The organism is Streptomyces sp. NPDC001220 (assembly GCF_053597895.1).
On the sequence record NZ_JBSFJE010000001.1, the window covers coordinates 206,875 to 223,892 of the forward strand.

The 17,018-nt window shown below is 71.3% G+C and carries 16 protein-coding genes; 13 read left to right on the top strand and 3 right to left on the bottom strand.

The window, feature by feature from the left end:
• Nucleotides 1–99: 99 nt before the first annotated feature.
• Both ACWDGI_RS01010 and ACWDGI_RS01015 read right to left on the bottom strand, forming a co-directional pair.
• Nucleotides 100–1,485, bottom strand: a complete 1,386-nt coding sequence (locus ACWDGI_RS01010; protein WP_450754090.1) for a sensor histidine kinase — start codon at nt 1,483–1,485, stop codon at nt 100–102.
• 196 nt (nt 1,486–1,681) lie between these two features.
• On the bottom strand, nt 1,682–2,872 hold the full coding sequence (locus ACWDGI_RS01015; protein WP_450754092.1) for a sensor histidine kinase: 1,191 nt from the start codon (nt 2,870–2,872) through the stop codon (nt 1,682–1,684).
• A 240-nt stretch (nt 2,873–3,112) separates the two neighbouring features.
• Here ACWDGI_RS01015 and ACWDGI_RS01020 point away from each other — a divergent pair, with 240 nt between their 5' ends.
• The 13 genes from ACWDGI_RS01020 to ACWDGI_RS01080 all read left to right on the top strand — a co-directional run bounded on the left by ACWDGI_RS01020 (nt 3,113) and on the right by ACWDGI_RS01080 (nt 15,626).
• Nucleotides 3,113–3,523: an NADH-quinone oxidoreductase subunit A gene (locus tag ACWDGI_RS01020; protein WP_450754094.1), complete on the top strand. Its 411-nt coding sequence runs from the start codon at nt 3,113–3,115 to the stop codon at nt 3,521–3,523.
• Nucleotides 3,514–4,110, top strand: coding sequence for an NADH-quinone oxidoreductase subunit B (locus tag ACWDGI_RS01025; protein ID WP_450754096.1), 597 nt, complete (start codon nt 3,514–3,516; stop codon nt 4,108–4,110). The genes ACWDGI_RS01020 and ACWDGI_RS01025 overlap by 10 nt, the downstream gene beginning before the upstream one ends.
• On the top strand, nt 4,110–5,795 hold the full coding sequence (locus tag ACWDGI_RS01030) for an NADH-quinone oxidoreductase subunit C (RefSeq protein ID WP_450754098.1): 1,686 nt from the start codon (nt 4,110–4,112) through the stop codon (nt 5,793–5,795). The genes ACWDGI_RS01025 and ACWDGI_RS01030 overlap by 1 nt, the downstream gene beginning before the upstream one ends.
• Nucleotides 5,792–6,760 carry a complex I subunit 1/NuoH family protein gene (locus ACWDGI_RS01035; RefSeq protein ID WP_450754100.1) on the top strand — a complete coding sequence of 323 codons (969 nt, stop codon included), beginning with the start codon at nt 5,792–5,794 and terminating at the stop codon, nt 6,758–6,760. Before ACWDGI_RS01030 ends, ACWDGI_RS01035 begins: the two co-directional genes overlap by 4 nt.
• A gap of 2 nt (nt 6,761–6,762) precedes the next feature.
• Nucleotides 6,763–7,314 carry a NuoI/complex I 23 kDa subunit family protein gene (locus ACWDGI_RS01040; protein WP_450754102.1) on the top strand — a complete coding sequence of 184 codons (552 nt, stop codon included), beginning with the start codon at nt 6,763–6,765 and terminating at the stop codon, nt 7,312–7,314.
• The gene (locus tag ACWDGI_RS01045) at nt 7,311–7,952 is read left to right on the top strand and encodes an NADH-quinone oxidoreductase subunit J family protein (protein ID WP_450754104.1); all 642 of its coding nucleotides are present in this window, start codon (nt 7,311–7,313) and stop codon (nt 7,950–7,952) included. Before ACWDGI_RS01040 ends, ACWDGI_RS01045 begins: the two co-directional genes overlap by 4 nt.
• Entirely contained in the window at nt 7,952–8,329 is a 378-nt protein-coding gene (gene nuoK, locus ACWDGI_RS01050) for an NADH-quinone oxidoreductase subunit NuoK (RefSeq protein ID WP_450754106.1), read from the top strand. Before ACWDGI_RS01045 ends, nuoK begins: the two co-directional genes overlap by 1 nt.
• Nucleotides 8,326–10,320, top strand: a complete 1,995-nt coding sequence (locus ACWDGI_RS01055; protein WP_450754108.1) for an NADH-quinone oxidoreductase subunit 5 family protein — start codon at nt 8,326–8,328, stop codon at nt 10,318–10,320. Before nuoK ends, ACWDGI_RS01055 begins: the two co-directional genes overlap by 4 nt.
• Nucleotides 10,321–10,326: 6 nt before the next feature.
• Nucleotides 10,327–11,901 (top strand): complex I subunit 4 family protein, encoded by a 1,575-nt coding sequence (locus tag ACWDGI_RS01060; RefSeq protein ID WP_450754110.1) that lies wholly within the window; start codon nt 10,327–10,329, stop codon nt 11,899–11,901.
• Nucleotides 11,898–13,421: an NADH-quinone oxidoreductase subunit N gene (locus tag ACWDGI_RS01065; RefSeq protein WP_450754112.1), complete on the top strand. Its 1,524-nt coding sequence runs from the start codon at nt 11,898–11,900 to the stop codon at nt 13,419–13,421. Before ACWDGI_RS01060 ends, ACWDGI_RS01065 begins: the two co-directional genes overlap by 4 nt.
• 267 nt (nt 13,422–13,688) lie before the next feature.
• Nucleotides 13,689–14,552, top strand: coding sequence for a zinc metalloprotease HtpX (gene htpX, locus ACWDGI_RS01070; RefSeq protein ID WP_450754114.1), 864 nt, complete (start codon nt 13,689–13,691; stop codon nt 14,550–14,552).
• Complete coding sequence (locus tag ACWDGI_RS01075) at nt 14,549–14,941, top strand: YccF domain-containing protein (protein WP_450754115.1); 393 nt, start codon at nt 14,549–14,551, stop codon at nt 14,939–14,941. Before htpX ends, ACWDGI_RS01075 begins: the two co-directional genes overlap by 4 nt.
• A 112-nt stretch (nt 14,942–15,053) precedes the next feature.
• Complete coding sequence (locus ACWDGI_RS01080) at nt 15,054–15,626, top strand: SMI1/KNR4 family protein (RefSeq protein ID WP_450754117.1); 573 nt, start codon at nt 15,054–15,056, stop codon at nt 15,624–15,626.
• Nucleotides 15,627–15,656: 30 nt separating this feature from the next.
• On the opposite strand, the gene ACWDGI_RS01085 is transcribed toward ACWDGI_RS01080, so the two are convergent.
• The gene (locus tag ACWDGI_RS01085; RefSeq protein ID WP_450754119.1) at nt 15,657–16,901 is read right to left on the bottom strand and encodes an APC family permease; all 1,245 of its coding nucleotides are present in this window, start codon (nt 16,899–16,901) and stop codon (nt 15,657–15,659) included.
• Nucleotides 16,902–17,018: the final 117 nt, after the last annotated feature.

Consider the following 17,018-nt stretch of genomic DNA (forward strand, 5'->3'; position numbering starts at 1 on the left):
GAGCGGCACCCCCCGGGTGCGGGGGCGAAGGGGGCCGAGCGTCCTGATGAGGGACGGGCAGGGACGGGTAGGGGCGGCGGGGGGCCCAGAACCGCGGCCTCAGCCCCGCCAGGGCAGCTCCGCCGTCACCCGCGTGGGCCCACCCGCCGGCGAGTCCACCACGAGGATCCCGTCGACCGCGTCCAGCCGCTCGGCCAGCCCCGCCAGCCCGGACCCCTTCGCCGTGTCCGCACCCCCCACCCCGTCGTCCACGACCTGCAACATCAGCCGGTCCTCGCTCCGCCACACGTCGACCGAGGCGCCGCGCGCCCGACTGTGCTTGCTGATGTTCTGCAGCAACTCGGACACCGTGAAGTACGCGATCCCCTCGATCGCCGCCGCCGGTCGCTCCGCCAGGTCGACCTCCACCCGCACCGGCACCGTGCACCGCGAGGCCACCGCCGACAGCGCCGCGTCCAGCCCCCGGTCGGTGAGCACCGCGGGATGGATCCCCCGGGCCAGGTCCCGCAACTCCTGCAGCGCGGTCTTCACCTCACCGTGCGCCTCGTCCACCATCCGCGCGGCGACCTGCGGGTCCTCCTGCAGCTTCTCCTTCGCCAGCCCCAGATCCATGGCCAGCGCCACCAGCCGGGCCTGCGCCCCGTCGTGCAGGTCCCGCTCGATGCGCCGCAGGTCGGCCGCGGCCGTGTCGACGACCACCCCCCGGTCGGACTCCAGCTCCACCACCCGCGACGCCAGCTGCGAGGGCCCGAGCAGCCCGTGCACCATCAGCCGGTCCACCAGCGTCAGGGCCCGTACGATCCACGGCGTGGCCAGCGTGAAGAGCAGCCCGACCAGCGCGGTCACGGTGATCTCGAACGGGTTGTCGAGGTAGACGCTGTGGTGCGCGTCGCCGAACAGCTGAAGACCGCCCTGTCCGGCGTACATCGGGAAGACCCAGAACCACAGCGGGTACGTCAGCAGGGCCCAGCCGTACGCCCAGAAGTTGAGGGCGACGACGAAGGAGAACATCGACCAGGGGAACTGGATCACCGCGTACAGCAGATGGCGCCAGGACGTGCCGCTCTTCAGCACCGCGCCGATCCACGCCATCACCCCCGGCTTGCGCATCCGCAACGGCTCCGGGTCGGCCACCTCCAGGCGCAACAGCCCGCGCGCCCGTGCCCGCTCCAGCGCCCCGAAGCCCCGGCAGCCGGCCAGGGCCGCGGCCAGCAGGGGAATCCCGATGAAGGTCACCAGCAGCCCGACGCCGAGGGACACCATCGTCACGGTCCACACGAACAGCGCGACGCCGATCGGAAGGCCGAGCAGCACATAGGCGAACTCACGCCAGCTGCGCGCCTCGAACGGCGCCCGCAGCACGGCCGGCACCCGATGCCGACGCTCACCGCACGGTTCGTACCCGTGGCCCTGCCCGTTGCCGTACCCGTACCCGTACGCGTCGTCCTGCCCGTATCCGTGCCCGTGCCCGTACTCCGTGGCCATCGGTCCGTCCCGTCCGTCCTGTGCTGTCTTTTCCAGCTGTTCCAGCTCGCCCGGTCAGGCCTGTCCCTGCCGTACCTCCACCCTGCTGTGCCGCAGCTCCACGAACCATGGAGGCCGTCGGCATCTTGAACGGGGGGTTTTCCCTACCCCCTGCGCCGCTTCTCCGTTTCTTCGCTACGACCGGTCGCGTTCTTCGCTACGACCGGTCGCGCCACGGCAGCTCGGCGGTGACCGTCGTGGGGCCGCCGGCCGGTGAGTCGACGACGAACAGGCCGTCCACCGCGCCCAGCCGGTCGGCCAGGCCGCGCATCCCCGTGCCGCCGTCCAGGCTCGCGCCGCCCCGCCCGTCGTCCGTCACCTGGATCAGCAGCCGGTCGTCGGTCCGCCACACGTCGACCGACGCGGTGCGCGCCCCGCTGTGCTTGCTGATGTTCTGCAGCAGCTCGGAGACGGTGAAATAGGCGATGCCCTCGATCGCGGGCGCCGGTCTGGACGGCAGGTCGGCGGTCACCTGGACCGGTACCGTGCAGCGCGAGGCGACCGAGGACAGCGCCGCGTCCAGCCCTCGGTCGGTGAGCACCGCGGGATGGATCCCCCGGGCGAGGTCCCTGAGCTCCTGCAGGGCCAGCTTCACCTCGCCGTGCGCCTCCTCGACCATCGCGGCGGCCCCGTCGGGATCCTCCAGGAGCTTCTCCTTGGCCAGTCCGAGCCCCATGGCGAGGTTGACGAGGCGGGCCTGGGCGCCGTCGTGCAGATCCCGTTCGATGCGCCGCAGGTCGGCGGCGGCCGTGTCCACCACAACCCCCCGGTCCGACTCGAGTTCGGCGATCCGGCGCTCCAACTCGTCGGAGGGCGACAGCAGACCGCGGACCATCGCCCGGTCCGCGTTCGCCAGCCCGCGCGCGATGAACGGCAGCACCGGCCACAGCACGAACAACGACGTCAGCACGATGCAGAAGGTGAGGATGCCCCAGGGCAGCCGGATGAAGTCGTACAGCAGTGTCCGCCAGCCCACCGGATCCTTCAGCGCCATCCACAGCCGCTGAGTGCCTCCACCCCGCTTGCCCAACGGCATCGGAGTCGGCTCCTCCACCCGCACCCCGAGCAGCGCACGCGCGCGTGCCCGTTCCAGCTTCCCCAGCTGCCGGGCGCCCAGCAGCGTGCCGGCGAGCAGCGGGATGCCGACCACCGTGATCGTCAGCACCCCGCTCACCCACACCGTCGTGAACACGTAGATGAAGCCGAACACCGATACCGGCAGGTTCAGCAGGAGGTGCGCGATCTCCTTCCAGGTGTGACCGTCATAGGCGAAGCGGACGGGCGGCAGCCGGTCGCGGTCTTCGCCGCCGTCGGCCAGGCTGCGGGAACGGGGTGCTGGTGCGGTCATATGCGCCAGCGTGCCGTGTGCCGTGACGCAATGCCATGGAGTTCGCCGCCCGGGCCACCCTGGGGAAAACCCCACCAGTCGCCCCCGGTGTCACTTCTCACCGCGTGACGGGCTGCTTACCGTGTCTTTATCAGGGCCTAGACTCCCGTGCGTACAGATCGTCGAATCAAGAGTTGACTGAGGTCACGACGCGGGGCCGGGGCCGGCCCTCTGTCTGTCGAGGGAGCGAGGGGACGGACGATGAGGGAGACGGTGAAAGGTGAGTCGACCGTGGTCGTCGCCGCGGACTACTTCGCGTCCTACTCGGTCGTAGGACTGCTGGCCCTGCTCGGCGTGCTCTTCGTCGCCGTCGCCTTCGGTACCGGCCGGCTGCTGCGCCCCGTGGTCCCCACGCCCGAGAAACTCCTGACCTACGAGTGCGGTGTCGACCCCGTCGGCGAGGGCTGGGCACACACCCAGGTCCGCTACTACGTCTACGCCTTCCTCTACGTCATCTTCGCGGTCGACTCGATCTTCCTGTTCCCCTGGGCGACGGTCTTCGCCGCCCCCGGCTACGGTGCCACCACGCTCGTGGAGATGTTCGTCTTCCTCGGCTTCCTGGCCGTCGGCCTGCTGTACGCATACAAGAAGGGCGTCCTGACATGGACGTGACGCCGTCGGAGCCCGTGCTGCTCCCGGAACCGCAACGGCTGGGCGCGCTCGCCCGTCTCGCCCCCGAGCCGATGAAGGTCGTCCTCAACTGGGGCCGCCGGTACTCGCTCTGGGTCTTCAACTTCGGCCTCGCCTGCTGTGCGATCGAGTTCATCGCCGCGTCGATGGCCCGCCACGACTTCATCCGCCTCGGGGTGATCCCCTTCGCACCGGGCCCCCGCCAGGCCGACCTGATGGTGGTCTCGGGCACGGTCACCGACAAGATGGCCCCGGCCGTCAAACGCCTGTACGAGCAGATGCCCGAGCCCAAGTACGTCATCTCCTTCGGCGCGTGCAGCAACTGCGGCGGCCCGTACTGGGACTCCTACTCCGTCACCAAGGGCGTCGACCAGATCATCCCGGTCGACGTCTACGTCCCCGGGTGCCCGCCGCGCCCCGAGGCTCTCCTCCAGGGCATCCTCAAACTCCAGGAGAAGATCGCGGCGGAGTCCCTGGGCGAGCGCTACGGCACCCCTCGCCCGTCCGCCGCCGCCCTCCAGAGCGGCCTGGTGCGGCCGCCGGCCCCCGTCGCCGAAGGGGACACGTGATGACGGCCCCCACCGGCTGGCTCCCCGCCCCCGTGGACGAACTCTTCGGCCCGGACGCCACGGCCGAGGAGTCCTACGAGGTCCTCACGGTCGACGTCCCCGCCGCCTCCTGGCTCACCGCCCTGGAGACCGCCCGTACGACCCTGAGCTGCACCTTCTTCGACTGGTTGAGCGCGGTCGACGAACCCGGCACCGGCTTCCGCGTCTCCGCCCACGTCGTCGCCCTCGCCCCGGTCCGTCGCCTGCTCCTGCGGACGACCGTGCCGCACTCCGCCGCCGAACTCCCCTCCGCCGTCGGCGTCTACGCGGGTGCTCGCTGGCACGAGCGCGAGACCCACGAGATGTTCGGCGTCCGCTTCTCCGGCCACCCCGGCCTGGACCATCTCCTCCTCCCGGAAACCTTCGAAGGCCACCCTCTCCGCAAGGACTTCGTCCTGGCGGCCCGCGTCGCCAAGGCCTGGCCCGGCGCCAAGGAACCCGGAGAGTCCGACCACGGCGGCCCCAGGCGCCGCCAGATGCTCCCCCCAGGCGTCCCCGACCCCAACGAATGGGGCCCTCTGAAGGGCCAGCTCCCCGCTGCCCCCGCCCGCCCTGCCCGAGCCGCCGCGGGCCGCCCCACCGGCGAACGCCCGACCCGCGCACCCGGCGAACGCCCGGTACGCCGCTCCCGCACGGCAGCGGAGGGCTCGGCCGGCCAGACGGCCGACGCGGCGGACCCGACAGCGCCGACACCCACGGCGGAGGCGTCACCCACCGAGCCCCACCCGACAGCCACTCCACGTCGGGCGCGCAGTGCAACCGAGGGGTCCGCTTCGCAGCGGGCCGTGTCCGGGGAACAGCCGCCGACGGCCACCACGCGCCGGGCGCGGAGCGCGACCGAGGGCTCCGCTTCGCAGCGGGCCGCCTCTGAGGAGCAGTCTCCGAAGGCTCCGGATCAGGGGCCGAGTGAGGGGGAGGGATCTGCTCCCCAGCGGGACGTGTCCGAGCAGTTGCCGACGGCTCCGCGCCGGGGCCGGAGTGTGAGCGAGGGGTCTGCCTCGCAGCGGGCGGCATCCGCAGCGGACGAGACCGCTCCGGCGCAGGAGCCGACGGGGGCTGCTCCCCGCGGGCCACGCCGGGCACGTAGCGCTTCGGGTGGCTCCGCGTCGCAGCGCGCCCAGCATCCGGCACCGGCGACAGAACCGACCACGCCGGCCCGCCCCTCGACCCCGCGCGTCCCCGACGCCCCGTGGCACCACGCCCGCCCGGCTTTCGACGAGCCCGGAGGCGGAGAACAGCGGGATACGCCGACCGAGCCGACCGAGTCGGTCACACCAGCCGAACCTGTCTCGCCGACCGAGCCGATCACACCAGCCGAACCTGTCTCGCCGACTGCGCCGACCGAGCTGGCCGGGCCGACAGAGTTGGCCGAGCCGGAGCCTGGCGTGTCCGAGGATTCAGAGGCCCCCGAGGACGCCGAGGCTTCAGAGGGCGCCGGACCTGAGACCTCGGCTCCCGACTCCGCCGACGCCTCGGCTCCCGACTCCGCCGACGCCTCAGCCCCCGAGGCTCCCGCCCCTCAGAACCCGGCTTCCGACGCTCCCGCCTCCGACGGCCCTCCCAGCCCTGGAGCCTCGACCCCGGACGACGTCACCTCCGAACACAAACCCGCCCCCCGTGAAGACCGCCCAGGAGGCCCGCAGTGAACGACGCCCTGGACGTCGGCCTGCGACTCCTCGCCGTGTTCGTCGTCTTCCTCACCTTCCCCCTGATCGTCGGTCAGACCGAGCACAAGGTGATGGCCCATATGCAGGGCCGCCTCGGCCCGATGTACGCCGGTGGTTTCCACGGCTGGGCCCAGCTGATCGCCGACGGTGTGAAGTTCGCGCAGAAGGAGGACGTGGTCCCCACGGGAGCGGACCGCCGCATCTTCCAGCTGGCGCCCGCGGTGGCACTCCTCCCGTATCTGCTCGTACTCCTCGCCATCCCGATCGGCCCCGGCGAGGGTGCTTTCGGTCAGGTCCTGGACGCGGGTGTGTTCTTCGTGCTGGCCGTGATGGGCATCGGCGTCCTCGGCTCGCTCATGGCCGGCTGGGCCAGCGCCAACAAGTTCTCCCTCCTCGGCGGTCTGCGCACCGCCGCCCAACTCCTCGCCTACGAACTCCCCATGCTGCTTGCCGCCGCCTCCGTGGCGATGGCGGCCGGCACGGTCTCCCTGCCCGGCATCGTCGGCGCCTTCCACTGGTGGTGGCTGCCCTGGCAGATCACCGGAGGCCTGGTCTTCTTCGTCGCCGGCCTCGCGGAACTCCAGCGGCCCCCCTTCGACATGCCCGTCGCCGACACGGAGATCATCTTCGGCGCGTACACCGAGTACACCGGTCTGCGCTTCGCCCTGTTCCTGCTCGCCGAGTACGCAGGGATCGTCGTCCTGTGCGGTCTGACCACCGTCCTCTTCCTCGGCGGCTGGCACGGCCCGTGGGGAGCCGACGGCCTCGGCTGGCTGTGGACCCTCCTGAAGACGGCGCTCCTCGCCTTCGTCGTGATCTGGCTCCGCGTGACCTACCCCCGGCTGCGCGAGGACCAGCTGCAGAAGTTCTCCTGGACCCTTCTCGTCCCCCTTTCTCTCGCTCAGATCGCCCTCACCGGCATCGTCAAGGTGGTGATCTCCTAACCGTGGCCCCCATTCCCGGCAGCGGCCTCGCCAAGGGCCTGGCCGTCACCCTGCGCACGATGACCCGGAAGACGGTCACCGAGCAGTACCCGGACGCCCTGCCCGAGCTCCCGCCCCGCACCCGCGGTGTGATCGGCCTGTTCGAGGAGAACTGCACGGTCTGCATGCTCTGCGCCCGTGAGTGCCCCGACTGGTGCATCTACATCGACTCCCACAAGGAGACCGTCCCGGCGGCGGTCCCAGGCGGCCGCGAACGCAGCCGCAACGTCCTGGACCGCTTCGCCATCGACTTCTCCCTGTGCATGTACTGCGGTATCTGCATCGAGGTCTGTCCTTTCGACGCCCTGTTCTGGTCCCCGGAGTTCGAGTACGCCGAGACCGACATCCACGAACTCACCCACGAGCGCGACAAGCTCCGCGAGTGGATGTGGACGGTCCCGGCCCCGCCCGCTCTCGACGCAGGCGCGGAGGAACCGAAGGAGATCGCCGCCGCCCGGAAGACCGCCGAGAAGCTCGCGGCCGCGCAGGCCGAGCCGCGGGAGGGGGAGTCGTGAGCCCCCTCGCCCAGGCGCCGCACGGCTTCCTGTCCCCGACCGGTGTGGAGATCGCCTTTCTCCTCGTCGGCCTGGTCACCTTCGGCGCCGCCCTCGTCACGGTCACCACCCGCCAGCTGGTGCACGCCGCCCTGTGGCTGGTGGTCACGCTCGGCGGCCTCGCCGTCGAATACCTGCTGCTCACCGCCGAGTTCATCGCCTGGGTGCAGGTCCTTATCTATGTGGGCTCCGTAGTCGTCCTCCTTCTCTTCGGTCTGATGCTCACCAAGGCCCCGATCGGCCGCTCCCCGGACGCCGACTCCGGGAACCGCTGGGCCGCGCTGGCCGTCGCCGTGGTCGCCGCGGCCGCCCTGGTCTGGGTGGTCGTGGACGCCTTCCGTACCACCTGGGTCGACCTGGACGGCCCCGCCGCCGGTTCGACGAAGGTCACCGGCGAGAGCCTCTTCCAGAACTGGGTCCTGCCCTTCGAGGCCCTCTCCGTCCTCCTCCTCGCGGCCCTCGTCGGCGCGATCGTCCTGTCCCGGAAGGCGAAGGCGGACTCGGCCCCGCCCCCTGTGAACGGCCGGCCCGTCACACAGAGTTCCCCCTCCGTCACGGATTCCGGGATTCACCCGATCGAGCAGGAAGGCGCCCGCTGATGCATCTCGCCTATCCCGCCGTCCTCTCCGCGCTCCTCTTCTGCACCGGCCTGTACGGCGTCCTCGCCCGCCGCAACGCGATCCTGGTCCTGATGTCGGTCGAGCTGATGCTCAACGCCGTCAACCTCAACCTCGTCGCCTTCGACGTGTGGCTGAGCAGGGCCGCCCGGGACACCCTGCACTCCGGCCAGGCGCTGACCCTGTTCACCATCGCCATCGCCGCCGCCGAGATCGGCATCGGCCTCGCGATCGTCCTCGCCGTCTACCGAAACCGCGGCACCTCCGACATCGACCGGCTCCGCGACACCGCCGAGGGCCACGAGCACGGCACGCCCACGGACGGGACGGCCGACGAGAAGGCTGAGGCCACCGCGTGACCACGACCAACCTCGCCGTCCTCGTCCCTCTCCTGCCCTTCCTGGCCGCCGCTGCCGGCCTGCTCGTGGGACGCACGGCCCCCGGTTTCGTCCGCCCGCTCGCGGTCCTGCCGACCCTCGCCGCGCTCGCGCTGGCCATCACGGTCGCCGTGGACCAGGGCGGCGGCCGGGCCGTCGACGCCCACACCGAGCTCACCCCGACCGGCTCCGTCCCGATCGAACTCGCCCTGTACATCGACGGCTTCGCCGCCCTCGTCGCCGCCCTGGTCGCCTTCGTCGCCACCTGTGTGCAGATCTACTCGACCGGCTACCTGCGCGACGACCCGCGCTACGCCTCGTACGCCGCCCTCGTCTCCCTCTTCACCTCCGCGATGCTGCTGGTCGTCTACTCCGGCGACCTGATCGTGCTGCTCGTCGGCTGGGAGGTCATGGGCATCTGCTCCTACTTCCTGGTCGGCCACTACTGGGAGACCCCCGAGGCCCGCGCCGCCTCCATCAAGGCCTTCCTGGTCACCAAGCTCGGCGACGTGCCGTTCCTGATCGGCCTGTTCGCGCTCGCCACCGACGCGGGTTCCTTCCGCATCACGACGATCCTCGGCACCGTCGCGAACGGCGGACTGCACCACCCGGCCCTGGTCGCCCTGCTGCTCCTGTGCGGCGTGGCGGGCAAGTCGGCACAGTTCCCGCTGCACACCTGGCTCCCCGACGCCATGGCGGGCCCCACCCCGGTCTCCGCGCTGATCCACGCCGCCACGATGGTCGCCGCCGGTGTCTACTTCGTCGCCCGTCTCCTTCCGGTCTTCGAGGCCAGTGCGGCCGTGATGATCGTGCTCGCCGCCATGGGCGCCGTCACGATGGTCGGTTCGGCCCTCGCCGCACTCGCCCAGGACGACATCAAGCGTGTCCTCGCCTACTCGACGATCGGCCAGCTCGGCTACATGACCGGCGCCCTCGCCGTCGGCGACCGCGGCGCCGCCGTCTTCCACCTCCTGTCCCACGGCGCCTTCAAGGCACTGCTGTTCCTCGCGGCCGGCGTCGTCATCCACGCCGCCGGCACCAACTCGCTGGCCGTCATGTCCCGCACCTCCGGACTGCGCGCCCGCGTCCCGGACGCCTACTGGACGATGACCGTGGCGCTCCTCGCGCTGGCCGCGATCCCGCCCTTCAGCGGCTTCTTCTCCAAGGAGTCCGTCCTGGGCGCCGCCGAGCACGCGGCCACCGGCCACACCGCGCACGCCCCCGGCAGCGCGGGCTGGATCGTCCTCGTCGCCGGCCTGGTCACCGCCCTGCTCACCGCCGCGTACGCGACACGGCTGTGGCTGCTCGCCTTCCGGGGCCGGGGCACCAAGGCCCCGGACCACGGCCGGCAGCCGTTGTCCATGACCGCGGTGCTGTGGGTCCTGGCCATCCCGTCCCTCGCCTTCGGCGGGTTCGCCTACCGGTCGCTGCCCGGCTGGTTCGACGGCCGTGACCTCACCCCGACCCTCACCACCTCGATCCTCGGCACCGGCCTCGCGCTCGTCGGCGTACTCCTCACCTACGGCGTATGGCAACGCACCAGCGCGCTCGCCGCCCGCGCCCCGATCGGCGCCGTCGCCGCGCACCCGGAGGGCGACGCCGGACTCGTCGAGGCCGAAGCCATCGCCACCCACGAACCCGCCTTCGGCGACGTGGCCTACGCACCCGACCCGGCGGACCCCGCCCGGCTCCTGCTCGGCCCGCTGCGCCGGCCGGCCGCCGAAGGCTTCCACCTGGACGCCGTGTACGACGTGCTGTTCGTCCGCCCGGTCCTGGCCGCGGCGAGCCTCGTCCAGTTCCTCGACCGCGAGGTCGTCGACACCTACGTCCGCGGCGCGGCCGCCGCACCCCGCCTGCTCGGCGCCGCCGTACGCCGCGCCCAGACCGGCAATGTCCAGACCTATGTGAGCGCGCTGCTCGCCGGCACCGTCGTCCTGGCGGTCGCCGTCCTCCTCGTCGCCACGGGAGCGTGAGCAGGCGTGATCGATATCAACGAGTCCGTGATGCAGATCCTTCTGGCACTGATCGTGGTCGGCCCGCTCCTCGGCGCCGTCGCCGCTCTGCTGCCCGCCCCGCCCGGACTGAAGGGGAAGTCACCCGAGCAGGCCGTGCGCCGCCACGGCGTGACCGTGACCGGCGTGATCCTCATCGCCGCGATCGTCCTCGCGCTCGGCTTCGACCACGACCATCCGTCGAGGATGCAGGCCACGACCGACATCAGCTGGATCCCCGCACTGGACGTGCGCATCCACCTCGGCATCGACGGCATCTCCCTCCCCCTTGTGGTCCTGACCGCGCTGCTGACCTTCCTCTGCGCGCTCTACACGTACTTCAACATGCCCGCGGGCCCGTCCCCGAAGGCCTTCGTCGCCCTGCTGCTCGTCCTGGAATCCGGCACCCTCGCCAGCTTCGCCGTCCTCGACCTGCTGCTGTTCTTCGTCGCGTTCGAGACGGTCCTCATCCCGATGTACTTCCTCATCGCCCGCTGGGGCGGCGCGGGGCGCACCCGGGCCGCCTGGAAGTTCATCCTGTTCACCCTGCTCGGATCCGTCGTCATGCTGCTCGGCCTGCTCCTGATCGGAATCAAGGCGGGCACGTTCGACATGGTGGCACTCGCCACTGACAACGGCCGGTCGCTGAGCACATCCGTGCAGGTCATCGCCGTTCTGGCAGTCGGGATCGGCCTCGCGGTCAAGACCCCGATGTGGCCCCTGCACAGCTGGCTGCCGGACGCCCACACCGCCGCACCGACCGTCGGCTCGGTCCTGCTGGCCGGTGTCATGCTCAAAATGGGTACGTACGGGTTCGTCCGGATCCTGCTGCCGGTCGCGCCGGACGGATTCCGCACCTTCGCGCCGTACCTCGCCGCCTTCGCCGTCGTCGGGATCATCTACGGGTCCCTGGCCTGCCTGAACCTGGCCAAACGGGGCGCCAAGGGCGACCTCAAGCGCCTGATCGCCTACTCCTCGGTCGGCCACATGGGCTTCGTCCTGCTAGGCATCGCCACCATGACCCCCACCGGTGTCAACGGCGCCCTGTTCGCCAACATCGCCCACGGCCTCATCACCGGTCTGCTGTTCTTCCTGGTCGGCGGCCTGAAGGACCGTACCGGCACGACCGACCTGGACACCCTCGCCGAGGAGACGGGCGCCGCGCTGTACGGCAAGGCACCGCGCCTCGGCGGACTGCTCGCCTTCGCCGCCGTCGCCTCGCTCGGACTGCCCGGACTGGCCGGGTTCTGGGGCGAGATGCTGGCCCTCTTCGGCGCGTTCAAGCCCGCCGCACACCTCAGCCGCCCGGCCTTCCTGACCTTCATGGCGATCGCCGCCTTCGGCACCCTGCTCACCGCCGCGTACATGCTTACCGTGGTCCGCCGCGTCTGCATGGGCGCCGTACCGCAGGACATGCCGGAACTCGTCGACGTCCGCACCTACGAGTTCGCGGCCTGGACCCCGCTCGTCGCCCTCACCGTCATCGCCGGACTGTGGCCGAAGGCCCTGCTCGGGCTGACCGACCCGGCCGTGCAGCAGCTTCTCGCAGGAGGCCCCCGATGAGTGCCCTGGCCCAGCCGCTGGCCGCGGACCTCGTCCAGTCCGTCGACTGGCTCGCCGTCGCCCCGCCCACTCTCACCGCGGTCGTCGCACTCGCCGTCCTGGTCGCCGACCTGTTCGTGCCCGAGGCCAGGAAGCCGCTCCTCGGCTGGGTCTCGGTCGCCGGACTCGCCGCGTCCGCCGTCCTGCTGCTGCCGCTCCTGGACCACGACCGCAGCACCTTCTGCCTGACGGGCGCCACGCGCGCGTGCAGCTACACGGCCGACCGGTTCACCCTGGTCGTGCAGTTCCTGGTGCTCGGCGGCGCCCTGCTCACGGCCCTGCTGTCCGTCACCACCCTCAAGGACGGCAACCGCCGCTACCCCCAGGGCGAGTTCTGGTTCCTGCTGCTCTCCTCGGCCGCCGGCGCCGCCCTGCTGCCCGCCTCCCGCGACCTCGCCACCCTGATCGTCGCCCTGGAAGTCGCCTCCCTGCCCGCATTCGCCCTCGTCGGCATCCGGCACGGCGACGCGAAGTCCTCCGAAGCCGCCCTGAAGTTCTTCCTGTCCTCGGTGACCGCGACCGCCGTCAGCCTCCTGGGCATCAGCTTCGTGTACGCCACCACCGGCAGCCTCTACCTCACCCAGGTCGCCGACCGCATCCAGCACGTCGACGGCCAGCTGCACACCCTCGCCCAGACGGGCGTCGTCCTCACCCTTGTGGGTTTCGCGTTCAAGACGGCCGCCGTCCCCTTCCACTTCTGGGTTCCCGACACCTACGTCGGCGCCCCGCTCCCCATTGCCGCCTACCTGTCGGTCGTCGGCAAGGCCGTCGGCTTCTCCGGCCTGATCCTGGTCACCGTCGTCGCCTTCCCGTCGTACGCCGACGTCTGGGGCCCCGCACTCGCCGCCCTGGCCGCCCTCACCATGACCGTCGGCAACGTCGCGGCCCTGCGCCAGCAGGCCACGCGCGCGTACAGCGCGGTACGACTGCTCGCCTGGTCGTCGGTGGGCCAGGCCGGCTATCTGCTCGTGCCGATCGCCGCCGCCGGATACGCCAAGGACCCCCAGAAGGCCATCGGCTCCACCGTCGCCTACGCCCTCATGTACGCGGCCGTGAACCTCGGCGCCTTCGCGGTGGCCGCCCTGGTCGGCCGTACGAAGGAACTCAACCGGCTCACCGACTACCGCGGCCTGTACGGCAAGAACCCACTGACCGCGCTGCTCCTGGCGTTCTTCCTGCTGTGCCTGGCCGGACTCCCGCCCGGCCTCATCGGACTCTTCGCCAAGGTCACCGTCTTCTCGGCGGCCGTCGACGCCGGTCTCGGCTGGCTGGCCGTCGTCATGGCCGTCAACGTCGTGATCGCCCTCTACTACTACCTCCAGTGGACCGCCCTGCTGTTCCGCGCTCCCGAAGGCGAAACCACCGAGCACCGCCTCCCGGCCCCTCTCACGGCCGCACTCGCCCTCACCGGCGCCCTCGGCATCGCCCTCTCCGGCGCGCCCCAGCTGGTGCTCCGCTTCGCCGCCACCGGCCTGTTCTGACGCCCCGCACGCGAGCGCGGACCACCGCACGCGAGGGCACGGACCACCGCACGCGCGCGTGCGGACGGCCGTACGCGAGAGCGCGGCTCTCACCCGGACGGCTCACGCGGCGCACAGCGGACACAAGGGAACTAGTGGCCGTCGCCTGGCGTTGACCAGTGCGGAAGGGTCCACTGGACGTGACACCACGACACCGGTGGCATCGCAGATCGGAAGGCAGCACCGCAGGCAAAGGGTTCCCCTGCCGCACGACTTGGAGGGCGTACCGTGCACCGCCGGCACAACGGACTCAGGACGGCAGTTCTCCTCGGAGGGCTGTCGGCACTCATCATCGTCATCGGCAGCTTCTTCGGCCGGACGGGTCTGATCGTCGCGGTCCTCGTCGCCCTCGGCACGAACGCGTACGCGTACTGGAACAGCGACAAACTGGCGCTACGCGCGATGCGCGCACGCCCGGTGAGCGAATTCGAGGCGCCGGCCCTGTACCGGATGGTCCGCGACCTCTCCACTCAGGCCCGCCAGCCCATGCCCCGCCTGTACATCTCCCCGACGGAGGCCCCGAACGCCTTCGCGACCGGCCGCAACCCGCGCAACGCCGCCGTGTGCTGCACGGAAGGCATCCTGCGCATCCTGGACGAGCGCGAACTGCGGGGTGTGATCGGCCACGAGCTCAGCCACGTCTACAACCGCGACATCCTCATCTCGTCGGTCGCCGGCGCACTCGCCTCGGTGATCATGTTCCTGGTCAACTTCGCCTGGCTGATCCCCGTCGGCCGTTCGGACGACGACGACGGCCCCGGCTTCATCGGCCTGCTGCTGATCATGATCCTGGGCCCGCTCGCCGCCACCCTCATCCAGCTCGCCATCAGCCGCTCCAGGGAGTACGAGGCGGACGCCTCCGGCGCCCAGCTCACCGGCGACCCGCTCGCCCTCGCCAGCGCCCTGAGCAAGCTGGAGGCCGGGACCAAGCAGCTCCCGCTGCCCCCTGAGCCCCGGATCGAGACCGCGAGCCACATGATGATCGCGAACCCCTTCCGCCCGGGTCAGGGACTGTCCAAGATGTTCTCGACGCATCCGCCCATGGCGGAGCGGATCGCCCGGCTAGAGAAGATGGCAGGTCGCCCGCAGTGAAGACCATCCTGAACGTCATTTGGCTCGTCCTGAGCGGCTTCTGGCTGTTCCTCGGGTACTTGCTGGCGGGCGTGATCCTCTGCATCACGATCATCGGTATCCCGTTTGGCGTAGCGGCCTTTCGTATCGGCGTCTACGCCCTCTGGCCCTTCGGGTACACGACCGTCGAGCGGCGGGACGCCGGTGCCCCCTCCTGCGTCGGCAACGTCCTGTGGCTGGTCCTCGCGGGCTGGTGGCTGGCGCTCGCCCACATCGTCACCGGTGTCGTGATGTGCCTGACGATCATCGGGATCCCCTTCGGCATCGCCAACTTCAAGCTGATCCCGGTCTCCCTGCTTCCGCTGGGACGCGAGATCGTGCCCACTGACCAGCCGTTCGCGAACCGCTGACCACTGCTCATCCGGCGCTTGCCGCGCCCGAGTTGTCCACAGGCCCGCATCCGGGGCCAAGGGTTGTCCACAGGCCGCCGCGATTGTCAGCGGCGGCCTGCATCATGAAGCCATGACCGAGATCGAGCAGTTGCTGACACAGGTGGCGGTACAGGCCCGCGACTCCCGTCCGTGGGGCTGGCCTGTGCTTCCCGCGCCCGTCGACGCAGCCACCCTCGACCGCGCCCGGGAGGCCCTGGGCTTCCCCCTGCCACGCCTCCTCACCGCGCTCTACGAGCAGGTCGGCGACGGGGGCTTCGGCCCGTCGTACGGATTGCTGCCCCTGCTCGATGCCGCTCCCTCCGGCGAACCCGCCGCCGTCGCCCAGTACCTCACCAACCGCGAGTACGGCCGCAAGAACCCGGAGTGGCCCTGGCCGGAGGGCGTCCTGCCGATCTCCCACTGGGGCTGCGGCATGTACGCGTGCGTGGACTGCCGCACCCCGCAGGCCACGGTCCTGCTCTACGAGCCGAACGCCGACGGCGCCGACGGAGCCTGGTTCGTGGACGCACCCACCCTCACCGACTGGCTGTGCGTCTGGCTGAACGGCACGGGCTGGTACGAGGAGACCGACGAGGGCACGGATCTGGCCCGGTGGGACGACTTCCGGATACGCACGGCTCCGCTGCCGGAGCAGGCCTCCTGAGGGACCGGGCCTCCTGAGCGCGGCCGTCGGCTACCGAGCTGTCATCCGCCGCCGTACGGCGTACGCCACCGCGCCCACGGCCAGCACGGCCGCTCCTGTGGCCACCGAAACGACCGGCAGCGCGAAGGCGAGTACGGCACACCCCAGCAGGCCCACCAGCGGAACCACGCGGGCACGCGGAGCCAGATCGAGTGTCCAGGCCGAGGCATTGGCCACCGCGTAGTACGCCAACACACCGAAGGAGGAGAAACCGATGGCACCCCGGAGGTCCACGGTCGCCGCCGCCACGGCGACCACCGCGCCGACGGCCAGCTCCGCGCGGTGCGGGACCTCGAATCGCGGATGCACGGCGGCCAGCGCCGAGGGCAGATGGCCGTCACGAGCCATGGCGAGCGTGGTCCGTGACACGCCAAGGATCAGCGCCAGCAGCGAGCCGAGCGCGGCCACCGCCGCCCCCACCCGCACCACGGGCACCAGCCCCGGCACCCCGGCCGCCCGCACCGCGTCGGCCAGCGGCGCCCCCGTCCGTCCCAGCGCGTCCGCGCCGAGCACGCAGAGCACGGCCACGGCCACGCACGTGTACACCACCAGTGCGATACCCAGGGCCAGCGGGATCGCGCGCGGGATGGTGCGCGCCGGGTCCCGCACCTCCTCACCGAGGGTCGCGATCCGCGCGTACCCGGCGAACGCGAAGAACAGGAGCCCGGCCGCCTGAAGCACCCCGACCACACCCGATGACAGGCCGATGTCCAGTCGCCCGGCGTCCGCTCGCCCGGACGTCAGGCACACGACCACCACGCAGGCGAGGACCGCCAGCACCACGGCGACGATCAACCGCGTCAGCCAGGCCGACTTCTGGATACCGCCGTAGTTCACGGCGGTCAGCGCCACCACGGCCGCGACCGCAACCACGTGCGCCTGCCCCGGCCAGGCGTAGGCGCCCACGGTCAGGGCCATCGCGGCGCAGGACGCCGTCTTTCCGACGACGAACGCCCAGCCCGCGAGATACCCCCAGAAGGCGCCGAGCCGCTCCCGCCCGTACACGTAGGTGCCGCCCGACTGCGGGTAGCGGGCGGCGAGGCGGGCCGAGGACATGGCGTTGCAGTAGGCGACCAGGGCTGCGACGGCCAGCCCCGGCAGCAGCCCGGACCCGGCCGCGCGGGCGGCCGGGCCCAGGGCCGAGAACACGCCTGCCCCGATCATCGCGCCGAGGCCGACGACCACGGCGTCGTGCACGCCCAGCGTGCGCCGCAGGCCGGGAGGGGAGGAAGCCATGCGCCGCACCCTACTGATCGCCGCAACCGCGGGGTGTCGCCATGGCGTCCTCGTCATCGACAGGGCACGAACACACGCGCGACGGCCATCTGCGGACGACTCGGACGGACTGTCCGG